This window comes from Azonexus sp. IMCC34842, assembly GCF_050368855.1.
Lineage (GTDB): Bacteria > Pseudomonadota > Gammaproteobacteria > Burkholderiales > Rhodocyclaceae > Azonexus > Azonexus denitrificans_A.
This window is the reverse complement of sequence record NZ_CP178449.1, coordinates 2,703,527-2,716,433: the sequence shown is the minus strand read 5'-3', so window position 1 is coordinate 2,716,433 and position 12,907 is coordinate 2,703,527. Positions and strand designations below refer to the sequence as shown.

General features: G+C 58.4%; 15 protein-coding genes. 7 read left to right on the top strand and 8 right to left on the bottom strand.

All coding sequences use genetic code 11. From position 1 onward, the window contains the following. Position 1 precedes the first annotated feature (1 nt). Positions 2–424, bottom strand: coding sequence for a DNA polymerase III subunit chi (locus tag ACLIKD_RS12910; protein ID WP_428825387.1), 423 nt, complete (start codon positions 422–424; stop codon positions 2–4). Further along, positions 421–1,917, bottom strand: coding sequence for a leucyl aminopeptidase (locus ACLIKD_RS12905; protein WP_428825386.1), 1,497 nt, complete (start codon positions 1,915–1,917; stop codon positions 421–423). Before ACLIKD_RS12905 ends, ACLIKD_RS12910 begins: the two co-directional genes overlap by 4 nt. Before the next feature lie 71 nt (positions 1,918–1,988). Here ACLIKD_RS12905 and lptF point away from each other — a divergent pair, with 71 nt between their 5' ends. Both lptF and lptG read left to right on the top strand, forming a co-directional pair. Continuing rightward, entirely contained in the window at positions 1,989–3,071 is a 1,083-nt protein-coding gene (gene lptF, locus ACLIKD_RS12900) for an LPS export ABC transporter permease LptF (RefSeq protein ID WP_428825385.1), read from the top strand. Next, positions 3,071–4,156 carry an LPS export ABC transporter permease LptG gene (gene lptG / locus ACLIKD_RS12895; RefSeq protein WP_428825384.1) on the top strand — a complete coding sequence of 362 codons (1,086 nt, stop codon included), beginning with the start codon at positions 3,071–3,073 and terminating at the stop codon, positions 4,154–4,156. Before lptF ends, lptG begins: the two co-directional genes overlap by 1 nt. Here the strand turns inward: lptG and ACLIKD_RS12890 are convergent, their stop codons facing one another. Genes ACLIKD_RS12890 through ACLIKD_RS12875 form a run of 4 tightly spaced genes read right to left on the bottom strand, consistent with a single transcriptional unit; the run spans position 4,157 to position 6,004 of the window. Further along, a complete protein-coding gene (locus tag ACLIKD_RS12890; RefSeq protein WP_226416606.1) occupies positions 4,157–4,573 on the bottom strand; it encodes an RDD family protein in 417 nt (138 codons plus the stop codon). Next, entirely contained in the window at positions 4,570–5,088 is a 519-nt protein-coding gene (locus tag ACLIKD_RS12885; RefSeq protein WP_428825383.1) for a DUF3106 domain-containing protein, read from the bottom strand. The genes ACLIKD_RS12890 and ACLIKD_RS12885 overlap by 4 nt, the downstream gene beginning before the upstream one ends. Positions 5,089–5,096: 8 nt before the next feature. Further along, entirely contained in the window at positions 5,097–5,480 is a 384-nt protein-coding gene (locus tag ACLIKD_RS12880) for a DUF3619 family protein (RefSeq protein ID WP_428825382.1), read from the bottom strand. Continuing rightward, positions 5,477–6,004 carry an RNA polymerase sigma factor gene (locus ACLIKD_RS12875; RefSeq protein WP_428828342.1) on the bottom strand — a complete coding sequence of 176 codons (528 nt, stop codon included), beginning with the start codon at positions 6,002–6,004 and terminating at the stop codon, positions 5,477–5,479. Before ACLIKD_RS12875 ends, ACLIKD_RS12880 begins: the two co-directional genes overlap by 4 nt. A 155-nt stretch (positions 6,005–6,159) precedes the next feature. Here ACLIKD_RS12875 and ilvB point away from each other — a divergent pair, with 155 nt between their 5' ends. From ilvB to ACLIKD_RS12850, 5 genes are all read left to right on the top strand, one after another. Further along, on the top strand, positions 6,160–7,860 hold the full coding sequence (gene ilvB / locus ACLIKD_RS12870; RefSeq protein WP_428825381.1) for a biosynthetic-type acetolactate synthase large subunit: 1,701 nt from the start codon (positions 6,160–6,162) through the stop codon (positions 7,858–7,860). Between the two features lie 18 nt (positions 7,861–7,878). Then, entirely contained in the window at positions 7,879–8,370 is a 492-nt protein-coding gene (gene ilvN, locus ACLIKD_RS12865; RefSeq protein WP_226416602.1) for an acetolactate synthase small subunit, read from the top strand. Between the two features lie 20 nt (positions 8,371–8,390). Beyond that, positions 8,391–9,407 carry a ketol-acid reductoisomerase gene (ilvC, locus tag ACLIKD_RS12860; RefSeq protein WP_226416601.1) on the top strand — a complete coding sequence of 339 codons (1,017 nt, stop codon included), beginning with the start codon at positions 8,391–8,393 and terminating at the stop codon, positions 9,405–9,407. 143 nt (positions 9,408–9,550) lie between these two features. Beyond that, positions 9,551–10,303, top strand: a complete 753-nt coding sequence (gene pssA / locus ACLIKD_RS12855) for a CDP-diacylglycerol--serine O-phosphatidyltransferase (protein ID WP_428825380.1) — start codon at positions 9,551–9,553, stop codon at positions 10,301–10,303. A gap of 15 nt (positions 10,304–10,318) precedes the next feature. Next, positions 10,319–11,860 (top strand): 2-isopropylmalate synthase, encoded by a 1,542-nt coding sequence (locus tag ACLIKD_RS12850; protein WP_428825379.1) that lies wholly within the window; start codon positions 10,319–10,321, stop codon positions 11,858–11,860. A gap of 26 nt (positions 11,861–11,886) precedes the next feature. On the opposite strand, the gene ACLIKD_RS12845 is transcribed toward ACLIKD_RS12850, so the two are convergent. After that, positions 11,887–12,255: a DUF2069 domain-containing protein gene (locus ACLIKD_RS12845; RefSeq protein WP_226416598.1), complete on the bottom strand. Its 369-nt coding sequence runs from the start codon at positions 12,253–12,255 to the stop codon at positions 11,887–11,889. Further along, positions 12,252–12,848 carry an NAD(P)H:quinone oxidoreductase gene (wrbA, locus tag ACLIKD_RS12840; RefSeq protein ID WP_428825378.1) on the bottom strand — a complete coding sequence of 199 codons (597 nt, stop codon included), beginning with the start codon at positions 12,846–12,848 and terminating at the stop codon, positions 12,252–12,254. Before wrbA ends, ACLIKD_RS12845 begins: the two co-directional genes overlap by 4 nt. Positions 12,849–12,907: the final 59 nt, after the last annotated feature.

The window sequence follows — 12,907 nt, the reverse complement described above, 5'->3', positions numbered from 1 at the left end:
CTTAGCGGGCGCTGAGATCGAAGTAGCGAACCTCGTAACCGCGGTCCTTGTAGAACTTGACGCGGTCGCGAGCGGAGCTGCGCTCGTCCTCTTCCTGGCCGACCACCTCGATCAGGCTCTGGAAACGGGAGAAGCCGGGTGGCACGTCCTGGCTGAGATTCATCAGGCGCTCATCCTGCGGGATGTTGTCGAGCGAATCGGTGATGACGATCGGCGTTTCGGCGGCGACCGGCGAATCGGCCTGGCAATGCGGTACGAAGCCGAGTGCCGGTTGCGTCCAGAGCATCCGGTCGACACTGTTGGCAATGGCTTTATCCGGGGCAAAGACCAGCATCGGTTTCCGTTTGGCGTAAGCCCCGCCAAGCAAGGCGCAAGCTGCGGCGATCTTGTCGGACGCCCCGTGATAGAAGAAGACCTGGGTCAATTGAGCTTGCCGGCGAGTTGCAGGATGTAGTGGGTGAGCAGCGGTACCGGGCGGCCGGTGGCGCCTTTCTCTGCCCCCGATTTCCAGGCGGTGCCGGCGATGTCGAGGTGCGCCCAGTCGAACTTCTTGGTGAAGCGCGAGAGGAAGCAGGCGGCAGTGACCGCGCCGCCCCAGCGTCCGCCGATATTGGCCATATCGGCGAACGGACTCTTCAGCAATTCCTGATAGTCGTCCCACAGCGGCATATGCCAGGCGCGGTCATGCGCTTCGTCACCAGCCTCGAGCAATTCCCGGGCAAGCCCATCCTTGTTGGCGAACAGGCCACTGGCGATGCCGCCCAGGGCGACAACGCAGGCGCCGGTCAGGGTGGCGACGTCAATTACCGTATCCGGCTCGAAACGTTCGGCATAAGTCAGGGCGTCGCAAAGGATCAGGCGGCCTTCGGCGTCGGTGTTGAGGATTTCGATGGTCTGGCCGGACATCGAGGCGACTATGTCGCCCGGGCGCGTGGCATTGCCGCCGGGCATGTTTTCGGTGGCGGGTACGATCACCGTCAGGTTAATCGGCAGCTGCATGCGGGCGACTGCCTGCATGGTGCCAAGGACGCTGGCGGCGCCGCACATGTCGTACTTCATTTGGTCCATATCGGCACCCGGCTTCAGCGAGATGCCGCCGGTGTCGAAGGTGACGCCCTTGCCGACCAGGACAAGGGGTTTCTCACTGGCCTTGCTGCCCTTGTAGTTGAGGACGATCAGCTTGGGCGGCTGGTGGGCGCCGCGCGCGACGGAGAGCAGGGAATGCATGCCGAGCTTTTCCATGTCGTCGCGTTCGAGAATTTCGCAGCCCAGACCGAACTCTTCAGCCATCGCCTGCGCCCGTTCGGCAAGATAGGACGGATGGCAGATGTTGGGCGGCAGGTTGCCGAGATCCTTGGCCAAGGCCATGCCTTCGGCAATGGCGATTCCCTGACTCAGGGCTTCTTCGGATTGCGCCAGTTCATTGCGCCGTTCGACGCCAAGGGTCAGTTTGCGCAACGGGCGCCGAACCTCATCCTTTTTGCTCTTGAACTGGTCGAACTTGTAGGTGGCTTCCAGCGCGATCATGGCGGTCTGGCGTACCCGCCAGCCGATGCTGCGTTTTTTGACGGCCAGTTCGGTCAGGAAAATCGAGGCATCGAAGGCGCCGGTTTCGTTGAGCGTCTTGACCGTAGTGCGGATGGCGCCGATGAATTCCTTTTCGCGGAAATCCTTTTCCTTGCCCAGACCGACCATCAAGACGCGATCGCACAGCGTACCGGGAACGTTATGAAGCAACAGCGTGCTGCCCGCCTTGCCTTCCATGTCGCCACGGCGAACGATGTCCGAAATGTAGCCGTTGGCGGCCTTGTCAAGCAGTTCGGCCGGCAGAGTGAGTTTTCTCGATTCAAAAACGCCGACGACGACACAGGCGCTTCGCTGCTTTTCCGGGCTACCGCTTTTTATGCTAAATTCCACAGGCTGCTCCTGATCAAGGATATTTCGGTATCTGCAGGATTATCCTCGTATTTTTTCGGTTTCGTCAAAGCATGATATTTGAGCGCGCCGCCCGGCGTGAATTCGCTCAGGCAGCGGCTGGCATTAGTGTCGCCTTGCTGGCCATCCTGACCTCCACCCAGTTGATCCGACTGCTCAAAGATGCAGCCGGCGGAACCATTGCGCCTGAAGCCGTGGCCTCGCTGCTCGGCTTTGCCGCCTTGAACTTCATGCCCGTTTTGCTCTCGTTGACGCTTTTTGTCTCCATTTTGCTCAGTTTGTCGCGGGCCTACCGGGATTCCGAGATGGTCGTCTGGTTCTCCTGCGGTCAGCCATTGACCGCCTGGATGCGGCCGGTATTGAAATTCTCCTTGCCCGTTGTGCTCGCCATCGCAGTGCTTTCCGGGTTTTTGTCGCCCTGGGCGAATTACAGTACGGCCGATTACAAGCAGAAGCTGGCGGCCCGCAGCGAGCTGTCGCAGGTTTCACCGGGTGCTTTCCGTGAGGCAAAGAAGGGGCGGCGTGTCTTTTTTGTCGAAGCGTTGGCCGAAGATGCCAGCAAGGTTGGTAATGTTTTCGTTGCTTCGCTCCAGGATGGCAAGCTGGGCGTGGTGATGTCGGATTCAGGCCATCAGGAAGTCGCCGAGAATGGCGACCGTTTTGTCGTGCTTGAGCACGGGCGCCGGTACGAAGTCGAACCCGGAACGCCAGCCTTCAAAGTGATGGAGTTCGAGCGCTATCGCGTTCGTACCGAGGATGGCGAAGCCAGGCCGGCTGAAAATTCACCGAATCGCATGCCGATTACCGAACTGGTCAGCGACCGTAGCAATCAGGCCCGTGGTGAATTGCTCTGGCGCATAGGCATGCCGGTATCGGCGTTGATTCTGGCCTTGCTGGCCATCCCGCTTTCCTACGTCAATCCGCGGGCCGGGCGCTCGATCAATATGCTTATTGCGATTCTGATCTACGCCATTTACAGCAATCTGTTGTCGGTCAGCCAAGCCTGGGTTGCCCAAGGCAAATTGTCATTCTGGGTCGGTGTCTGGGCGGTGCATGCCCTGATGCTGTTGCCGCTATTCCTGATGTTCTATCAAAGAATTGCCTTGCGGATGCCGTGGCGACGGAGGAAGGCCTGATGTTTCGCCTGAAGCTGTATCAGCGTTACCTGATGCGCGAAATATTTGCCGCCATTTTTCTTGTGCTGGCTGCATTTATCGCCTTGTTCAGTTTTTTCGATCTGATCAATGAATTACGCAGCATTGGCAAGAGTGGTTACCAGTTGAGCCATGCGTTGCTTTACGTGACGCTCAAGTTGCCCGGGCTGGTTTACGAGTTGGTGCCGATCGCGGTGCTGATCGGGACCCTCTATGCGCTTTCTACGCTGGCCCGCCACTCGGAAATTACCGTCTTGCGGGCGTCGGGACTAACGACGCGCGATCTGTTAATGACCTTGTTCCGGGTGGCTGGTGCCCTGGTTGTACTGACTTTTATAGTTGGAGAAGGCTTGGTGCCGTTTTCCGAGCGTCTGGCGCAGGAGATTCAAGCCAAGGCGATGAGCAAGGTGATTGCCCAAAGCGGTTTTGAGACGGGGTTATGGCTCAAGGACGGGCGGGATTTCATCAATATTCAGAAGGCAATGCCTGATGCCAGCCTGGAAAAAATCAGAATTTACCGGTTTGACGGGAAGAATGCGCTCGAGTCGGTAACCGATGCCGCCGAGGCCAGTTTCCAGCCTCCCGGACGTTGGGTCCTGAAAGATGTCGTCAGAACGATACTGGTCGGCGATTCCTCGCGAGTTGAGCGAAGCGAAGCGGCTGATTGGCATTCGGCGGTTACCCCGGATTTACTGGCGCTCCTGATGGTGTCGCCGGACAAAATGTCGCTTTACGGGCTGCTCAACTACAACCAGCATTTGTCGGAAAATCGGCAAAAGACCGAACGCTATGAGATTGCCATCTGGAAAAAGCTGGTCTATCCACTTGCCGCCTTGGTCATGGTGGCGCTTGCCTTGCCGTTTGGTTACTCCCACAACCGAGTGGGTGGGGTCAGTCTGAAGATTTTCGCCGGTGTGATGCTGGGCATACTTTTCTATGCCTTGAACGGGCTTTTCTCCAACCTGGGTACAATCAACTCGTGGCCGCCTTTCGCCAGCGCAACCTTGCCTTCGGCAATATTCCTGCTGGCCGCCATTGGCATGCTGTGGTGGGTCGAGCGACGTTGATCAGTCGTTGGCGCTAACGATTCGCGTGCCTGCGATCCGGTCATGCAGGAACTGCTTGTCCGGGTCGATCAAGGCCCACAGAATTCCGACGCCAAGTAGCATGACGCTCGGCCAGGCCGCCAGATAGCGCAACAGCGCTTGCAGCGGGCGGGGCGGGCTGCCATCGGGATTGGCAATGCGCAATTTCCAGGTTTTCATCGGTAGTGTTTGTCCGCCGTTCAGCCAGAACCAGACAAAATACCCCATCAGCAGCACGACAACGTGCAGCCACAGCAGTTTGGCGCTCATGCCCATGCCGAAACCGGCAAGTACGATTTGCGGGAAGAGGAAGCCGACGAGCAGTACGGCGAAAACGACCAGTCCTTCATACAGCATGCTGGCCAGGCGGCGGCCAATTCCGGGTAAATTCAGAGTCATTGATTCCTGGTCGCCTCGTTGGCGGAAGGTGTGGGTAAGGCGTTGTTCTCAGGGCTACCCCTGGAGGGGCTGTCTGATGTCGGCGCGGCTGCTTCGGGTGGCGGCGCGAGTAAGCGGGCAGACTTTCCTGTGTCGCGCAGACGCTGTTTCTCTTCGGCAGGAAGACTGGAATACGCCTCCCATTTTTGCTTGACCAATTTCTTCTGTTCAGGAGGCAGTTGTTTGAAATCCTTGTAAGTGTCGCGCACCTTCGCCCGCTGTTCCGGCGTCAGGCCCACCCACTCGCGCATCCGTTCCTGCATGCGCTGCTGCTCATCCTGTTTCATCGCCGGATAGCGTTCGGCAATACCCAGCCATTTTTTTCTGCCGATGTTGTCCATCTTGCTCCAGTCCTTGGCAAGGGGGGCGAGGATGGATTTTTGCGGCGCGCTTAACTGAACCCAGTCAGGCTGGGGAGGGGTGCCAATGATGGCCGTGGTCGGTGGCGCAGCGACCACCGAGGCCGCCAGCGCCATGCAGAGGATCACTCCGCCGACGAGTCGTCTTTTAGCCATTCGAAGAAGTCATTATCCAGAAAAGCTTCCGGTGGTAGATCGTCGGCGAGCAGGGCTGTATCAACCTGCTCCAGTTCGGTTACATACTGAACACTGTGCCAATAGAAGGAAAGCCACATGCCGAGCAACAGCGCGACAATCGAAAGCGTTTGCTTGAGATAGGGGATCGGTGAGCCGCTTTTGAAAGCGTAGGCGCCGAAGCCGGCCAGGGCCAGCCGTGGCTCGACCTGTTTCTGCCTGGATAGTGCGAGGTGACGTGCCGCCTCGAGGCGCCGCGCGGCCGCCGGGGGAATGTCGTTCAGTCCGTGGTTCAGCACTTGCCGAACGTGCTGGGCATAGCGTTCTTCGTTCATAGCCTTATACCTTTCGCCGACAGGGCGGCTGCCAGCGCGTGGGTGGCGCGCGAGCAATGGGTCTTCACGCTGCCTTCTGAGCAGCCCATCGCCGCTGCGGTCTCAGCGACGTCCATGTCCTCCCAGTAACGCATCAGGAAGGCTTCACGTTGACGCGTTGGCAGTTTTTTAATTTCCGCATCAATCAGGTTCAGTGTCTGGGCCTGGAGCAATTTGCTTTCCGGCGTTCTCGGACCGGCGTCGTCTTCGTCGGCGGCCAGCGTTTCGAGTGGGTCATAGTCCTCGTCGTCGTTCGGCGTGAATGCGGAGAGCAGCGTGGTCCACATCGAGCGTACCTTGCTGCGCCGGTAAAAATCGCGGATGGTGTTTTGCAGGATGCGCTGGAAGAGCATGGGGAACTCTTCCTCGGGTCGGTCGCCATATTTCTCGGCCAGCTTCAGCATCGCATCCTGGACAATGTCCAGGGCCGCCTCTTCTTCGCGGACAGCGTACATTGCCTGCTTGAATGCTCGACGCTCGACCAGTTCGAGAAAACTGGAAAGTTGTTGGGATGATGCCAGGGTAACCTCTTCCAGTAAAAGCCTTGAGCATTAAGTGGTCATACTAGGAAACCTTGACCGACAAGGGGGCGGTCGATTAAGGTTACGCCCTTTTAGGCAACAGCTTTTTGGGCTCAAGAATGATGATCAGCGGTGCGGAAATTGTAATCAGGTGCCTGCAAGAAGAAAAGGTCGATTGTGTATTCGGTTACCCGGGTGGGTCCGTTCTGCACATCTATGATGCCCTTTTCAAGCAGGATCAGGTCAAGCACATCCTGGTTCGCCATGAACAGGCAGCGGTCCATGCGGCTGATGCCTATTCGCGTTCCTCGCAAAAAGTCGGTGTCGCGCTGGTGACTTCCGGCCCCGGGGTGACCAATACCATCACCGGCATCGCGACGGCGTATATGGATTCGATCCCGATGGTGGTCCTCACCGGGCAGGTGCCAACTGGCGCCATTGGTCAGGATGCTTTCCAGGAGTGCGACACGGTCGGCATCACCCGGCCCTGCGTCAAGCACAATTTCCTGGTCAAGGACGTCAAGGATCTGGCGGTCACCATCAAGAAAGCCTTCCACATCGCGGCGACCGGGCGTCCCGGTCCGGTGGTGGTTGATATCCCCAAGGATATAACCGCCCAGATGTGCGAATTTGACTACCCCAAGACCATTCAGATGCGTTCGTATAACCCGGTGGTCAAGGGGCATCTCGGCCAGATCAAGAAAGCCGTCCAGCTTCTGCTCGAGGCCAAGCGTCCGATCATCTATGCCGGTGGTGGCGTGATTCTTTCCGATGCCGCAGACAAGCTGACGCAACTGGCCCGCAAGCTCAATTTTCCGGTAACCAATACCCTGATGGGCTTGGGTAGCTACCCGGCGACCGACCGGCAGTTTGTCGGCATGCTCGGCATGCACGGTACATTTGAAGCCAACAACGCGATGCATTATTCCGACGTGATTCTGGCGGTCGGCGCGCGCTTCGATGACCGAGTGATCGGCAATCCCGAGCATTTTGGTGAGGAAAAACGTCGCGTCATCCACATCGATATCGACCCGTCGTCGATATCCAAGCGGGTGAAGGTCGATGTACCGATCGTCGGCAATGTTGCCGATGTGCTCGACGAAATTCTCAAACTGCTCGACGCAGGCTTCAAGTGCGATCCGGAAGTTGCTGGCTGGTGGAAGCAGATCGACGAGTGGCGGGGTCGTGACAGCCTGCGCTACAAGCAGTCCGAGCACATCATGCCGCAGTACGTGATCGAGAAACTTTACGAAGTGACCGGTGGTGATGCTTTCATAACCTCCGATGTCGGCCAGCACCAGATGTTTGCCGCCCAGTACTACAAGTTCGACAAGCCACGGCGCTGGATCAATTCCGGCGGCCTGGGGACCATGGGGGTCGGTTTGCCTTATGGCATGGGTGTTCTGATGGCCAATCCGGAGGCGCAAGTCGCCTGTGTTACCGGTGAGGGGTCGATTCAGATGTGTATCCAGGAATTGTCGACCTGCAAGCAATACGGGCTGCCGATCAAGATCATCAACCTGAACAACGGCATGCTGGGCATGGTCCGCCAGTGGCAGGAAATGTTCTACTCGAAACGCTATTCGCAATCCTACGTCACCTCGCTGCCCGACTTCGTCAAACTGGCGGAAGCCTATGGCCACGTCGGCATGAAGATCGAGAAGCCGGAAGATGTCGAGCCGGCGCTGCGCAAGGCCTTTACCGAGCACAAGAACGATCTGGTGTTCATGGACTTCATCATCGATCCGGGTGCCAATGTCTTCCCGATGGTGGCGGCGGGCAAGGGCCTGACCGAAATGATCCTCGCTGAAGAACTGTAAGCGGGGGAGGAAAAGAATATGCGACACATCATTTCCATCCTGATCGAAAACGAATCAGGTGCTCTTTCCCGCGTGGCCGGACTGTTCTCCGCACGCGGCTACAATATCGAATCGCTGACCGTGGCACCGACGGAAGATCCCTCGCTGTCGCGGATGACCATCCTGACCCGGGGTTCCGACGAGGTGCTCGAGCAGATCACCAAACAGCTCAACAAGCTGGTTGATGTGGTCAAGGTTGTCGATCTCTCCGAAGCTGCCCATGTCGAACGCGAACTGATGCTGATCAAGGTTCGCGCCACCGGCAAGGACCGCGAAGAGATGAAGCGGATGGCCGATATTTTCCGTGGCCGGATCATCGACGTTACGGAATCGACCTATGTAATCGAGTTGACCGGATCGAGTGCCAAGCTTGACTCCTTCATTGCGGCAATCGATGCCGGCCTGATTCTCGAAACCGTCCGTACTGGTGTCTGTGGCATCGGTCGCGGCGATCGTATTCTCAAAATCTAACTATCTGTAAAGAGGATTTCATGAAAGTTTATTACGACAAGGACGCCGATCTCTCCCTCATCAAGGGCAAGAAGGTCACTATCGTTGGTTATGGCTCGCAGGGCCATGCCCACGCCCAGAACCTGAAGGACTCCGGCGTCAAGGTTACCGTTGGCCTGCGCAAGGATGGCGCTTCCTGGAAGAAGGCCGAAGCGGCTGGTCTGAAAGTTGAAGAGATCGCCAAGGCCGTCAAGGGCGCCGATGTCGTCATGATGCTGTTGCCGGATGAGAACATTCCGCAGGTGTACAACGAAGAAGTCGCCCCGAACCTGAAGAAGGGCGCTGCCCTGGCCTTCGCTCACGGCTTCAACGTCCATTACAACCAGGTTGTGCCGCGCGCCGACGTCGATGTCATCATGGTCGCCCCGAAGGGCCCCGGTCACACCGTGCGTTCCGAGTACCTGAAGGGTGGCGGCGTGCCGTCCCTGATCGCCGTGTATCAGGACGTCACCAAGAAGGCCAAGGACATCGCTCTGTCCTACGCTGCGGCCAACGGCGGCACCAAGGGTGGCGTCATTGAAACCAATTTCCGCGAAGAAACCGAAACCGATCTGTTCGGCGAACAGGCCGTGCTCTGCGGCGGCGCCGTCGAGTTGGTCAAGATGGGCTTCGAGACCCTGACCGAAGCCGGCTACGCTCCGGAAATGGCCTATTTCGAGTGCCTGCACGAGCTGAAGCTGATCGTCGACCTGATGTACGAAGGCGGCATCGCCAACATGAACTACTCGATCTCGAACAACGCCGAATACGGCGAGTACGTGACCGGCAGCGAAGTCATCAACGACAAGTCCCGCGAAGCCATGCGCAACGCCCTGAAGCGCATCCAGACCGGCGAATACGCCAAGATGTTCATTCAGGAAGGCAAGACCAACTATCCGTCGATGACGGCTCGCCGTCGTCTGAACGCCGTGCATCCGATCGAGACGGTTGGCGGTCAGCTGCGTGACATGATGCCGTGGATCAAGAAGAACAAGCTGGTTGATCAGACCAAGAACTGATCGTTCTATGCCGGCATGGTAGCGCGAATCGCTTGCGCTACCTTGGCTTTGGGCGGTGTGGCTAGCTGCACCGCCCTTTTCATTTGAGGATTGTTGATGACGTCGGATGTATCCTTCGTCTTCTTGCCGGAATCCCGATTGCAATGACCGAACTAAAGCCCCGTAAGACCCTGTTCAATCCCGAACTCAAGCGGCGCGGTATTTATGTGCTGCCCAACCTGTTTACCACGGCGGCACTGTTTGCCGGATTTTTCGCCATCGTCCAGGCGATGCAAGGCGATTTCGAGCGGGCGGCGATGGCGATCTTCATCGCCATGGTGCTCGATGGACTGGACGGCAGGGTGGCCCGTCTGACGCATACCCAGTCGGCCTTTGGTGCCGAATACGATTCGTTGTCGGACATGGTCAGCTTTGGCGCCGCTCCGGCGCTGGTGATGTACGAGTGGGCCCTGCAGGACATGGGGCGACTCGGCTGGATTGCTGCCTTTATCTACTGTGCCGGTGCAGCCTTGCGCTTGGCGCGTTTCAACACGACGCTGGAAGTGATGGACAAACGCTACTTCCAGGGTTTGCCTTCGCCGGCCGCCGCAGCCCTGGTTGCCGGGCTGGTCTGGGTGATGATCGTTTCCGGTGTGGCCGGCAGCGATGTCCGTGTGTTGGCCTGTGTGCTGACCATCCTGGCCGGCGTCACCATGGTGTCCAATATTCGCTATTACAGTTTCAAGGACGTCAATCTGAAGAAAAGCGTGCCCTTCTTCGTGATTGCCGCCATCGCCCTGGGTTTTGCGCTGGTGGCCTATAGTCCGGAAATCGCCCTGTTCGGGTTCTTTGTCCTTTACGGCCTGTCTGGCTACGTGCTGGCCGCCATCGGTCTGTTCAAACGCAAGGCCCTGTAATTCCGGGAGTAGAGCATGAAACAACATTTGGTTATTTTTGACACCACCCTGCGCGACGGCGAGCAAAGCCCGGGCGCATCGATGACCAAGGAAGAAAAGCTTCGCGTCGCCCGGCAGCTGGAAAAGATGCGGGTCGATGTGATCGAAGCGGGTTTTGCGGCGGCTTCGCCCGGCGATTTCGATTCGATCCATTCGATCGCCCAGATCATCAAGGATTCGACCATCTGCTCGTTGGCTCGGGCCAACGAAAACGACATCCGGCGTTCGGGAGATGCGATCAAGCCGGCCAAATCGGGGCGCATCCATACCTTCATCGCCACTTCGCCGATTCACATGGAGAAGAAGCTGCGCATGTCGCCGGATCAAGTGGTCGAGCAGGCCGTCAAGTCGATCGGCTGGGCGCGCGAATACACCGATGACGTCGAGTTTTCGGCAGAAGATGCCGGGCGTTCGGAAATCGATTTCCTCGTCCGCATTTGCGACGAAGTGATCAAGGCTGGCGCAACGACGATCAACGTGCCGGATACCGTCGGCTACAACATTCCATCGCAATACGCCGAAACCATTCGGCAATTGATCGAACGGGTGCCGAATTCCGACAAGGTGATCTGGTCGGTGCATTGTCACAACGATCTTGGCCTGGCCGTCGCCAATTCGCTGGCCGCTGTGCTGGCTGGCGCGCGGCAGGTTGAATGCACGATCAACGGCCTGGGCGAGCGGGCGGGCAATGCTTCGCTGGAAGAAGTGGTGATGGCAGTGCGGACGCGGAGCGATGTGTTCCCGGTGGAAACCCGGATCGATACCACGCAGATCGTGCCGGCCTCCAAGCTGGTGTCGCAGATTACCGGCTATCCGGTCCAGCCCAACAAGGCCGTGGTCGGCGCCAATGCCTTCGCCCATGAATCCGGTATCCACCAGGATGGCGTGCTGAAGCATCGCGAAACTTACGAGATCATGCGGGCGCAGGATGTGGGTTGGTCGCAGAACAAGTTGGTGCTTGGCAAACATTCCGGCCGCAACGCTTTCAAGTCGCGCTTGCAGGAACTCGGTATCGAACTGGAAAGCGATGAGGCCCTGAACTCGGCTTTCACCCGTTTCAAGGAGCTAGCGGATCGCAAGCATGAGATTTTCGATGAGGACCTGCAGGCGCTGGTCTCCGACGAATTGGTCACGCCCGAGCATGAGCATTACAAGCTGGTCTATTCGCATGTTTGTTCGGAAACCGGCGAGATGCCGCATGCCAAGGTGACCATCAATGTCGGCGGCGTCGAGCAGCAGGGCGAGGCCGATGGCGGCGGCCCGGTCGACGCGACCTTCAAGGCGATCGAGCGGATTGCCAGGAGCGGGGCGGAGCTGTTGCTCTACTCGGTCAATGCCATTACCACCGGCACCGATGCCCAGGGTGAGGTGACGACGCGTCTGAGTAAGGGTGGCCGTATCGTCAATGGTAACGGCGCCGATACGGACATCGTGATTGCCTCGGCGCGCTCCTATCTCAATGCGCTGAACAAGCTGCATTCAACGCTGGACAAGGTGCGGGCGCAGGGCGATATCTGATCGTCCGCGCTCAGCGAAAGGCCGCTTCAGTTCTGCTGGGCGGCCTTTTTTTCAGGGGCGAGGCGGGTTGCCCGGATGTAGAGGATTGCCGAGAAGAAGACGACCCCGGCCAAAGCCGTTTCGCCAATGGCCAGTAGTTGCGACAGACCGGCATCACTGGTGGCGCGGGTCAGGCCTTCGAGCAGGTAAAACTGGATGAACAGCGACAACCATTTGTAGGTGTAACGCTTGCCGCGCAGGACACCGAAGAGTGGCAGCAGCAAAAAGGCGGCTTTCAGAATCAGCCATGAGCCACCGGGGCGCAACGGTGCCAGCCAGCCTTCCCAGGCCAGGCAAAGGAAAATCAGCGCGATCAGGCTGCTGCTGGTGATAAGTTGATAGCGGGTTGCGGTCACGGTCTGCTCAGTTTTTCTACAAGAATGGCCAGGCGTTTGCCCTGGCTAAAGGCGAGCCGGCTTTCGGCGTCGGAAAGACGCGGGTTGCCATCGGCGCCGGAGACGTGGCTCGGACCGTAGGGGGTGCCGCCCGTTGTTGTTCCGCCGAGATCCGGTTCGGTGAAGGGCAGGCCGGTAACCAGCATGCCGTGATGTAGTAGGGGTAGCATCATCGAGAGCAGGGTGGATTCATTGCCGCCGTGCTGGCTCGAACTGGAGGTAAAGACGCAGGCTGGTTTGCCGGCCAGTGTGCCGTTCTGCCATGCGGCGATGGTGCCGTCCCAGAAATATTTCATCGGTGCCGCCATGTTGCCAAAGCGAACCGGGCTGCCCAGCGCCAGGCCGGCACATTCTTCAAGATCGGCGGCTTCGACATAGGGGGCGCCGCTGTCGGGTACCGGGGCCTCACTGGCTTCGCAGACGGTGGAAACCTTGGGTACGGTACGCATGCGGGCCTGCATGCCGGGCACCGATTCGATGCCGCGGGCAATGCGTTCGGCAATCGAACGCACCGAGCCGCGATGGCTGTAATAGAGGATGAGGATGTCTGACATGGTCGGCTATTATACGGCCCCATGCGAATGCACTCCCGACACCGCCGCAACGCCAGCAG

Excerpts from the sequence above, each read along its gene's own strand:
- ACLIKD_RS12885 (WP_428825383.1), bottom strand. The coding sequence starts at position 5,088 with ATGGCGCTGGCGGCCTCGGTGGTCGCTGCGCCACCGACCACGGCCATC.
- pssA (WP_428825380.1), top strand. The coding sequence starts at position 9,551 with ATGACCGAACTAAAGCCCCGTAAGACCCTGTTCAATCCCGAACTCAAG.
- lptG (WP_428825384.1), top strand. The coding sequence starts at position 3,071 with ATGTTTCGCCTGAAGCTGTATCAGCGTTACCTGATGCGCGAAATATTT.
- ilvB (WP_428825381.1), top strand. The coding sequence starts at position 6,160 with ATGATGATCAGCGGTGCGGAAATTGTAATCAGGTGCCTGCAAGAAGAA.
- ACLIKD_RS12880 (WP_428825382.1), bottom strand. The coding sequence starts at position 5,480 with ATGAACGAAGAACGCTATGCCCAGCACGTTCGGCAAGTGCTGAACCAC.
- lptF (WP_428825385.1), top strand. The coding sequence starts at position 1,989 with ATGATATTTGAGCGCGCCGCCCGGCGTGAATTCGCTCAGGCAGCGGCT.
- ilvC (WP_226416601.1), top strand. The coding sequence starts at position 8,391 with ATGAAAGTTTATTACGACAAGGACGCCGATCTCTCCCTCATCAAGGGC.
- wrbA (WP_428825378.1), bottom strand. The coding sequence starts at position 12,848 with ATGTCAGACATCCTCATCCTCTATTACAGCCATCGCGGCTCGGTGCGT.
- ilvN (WP_226416602.1), top strand. The coding sequence starts at position 7,879 with ATGCGACACATCATTTCCATCCTGATCGAAAACGAATCAGGTGCTCTT.
- ACLIKD_RS12890 (WP_226416606.1), bottom strand. The coding sequence starts at position 4,573 with ATGACTCTGAATTTACCCGGAATTGGCCGCCGCCTGGCCAGCATGCTG.
- ACLIKD_RS12850 (WP_428825379.1), top strand. The coding sequence starts at position 10,319 with ATGAAACAACATTTGGTTATTTTTGACACCACCCTGCGCGACGGCGAG.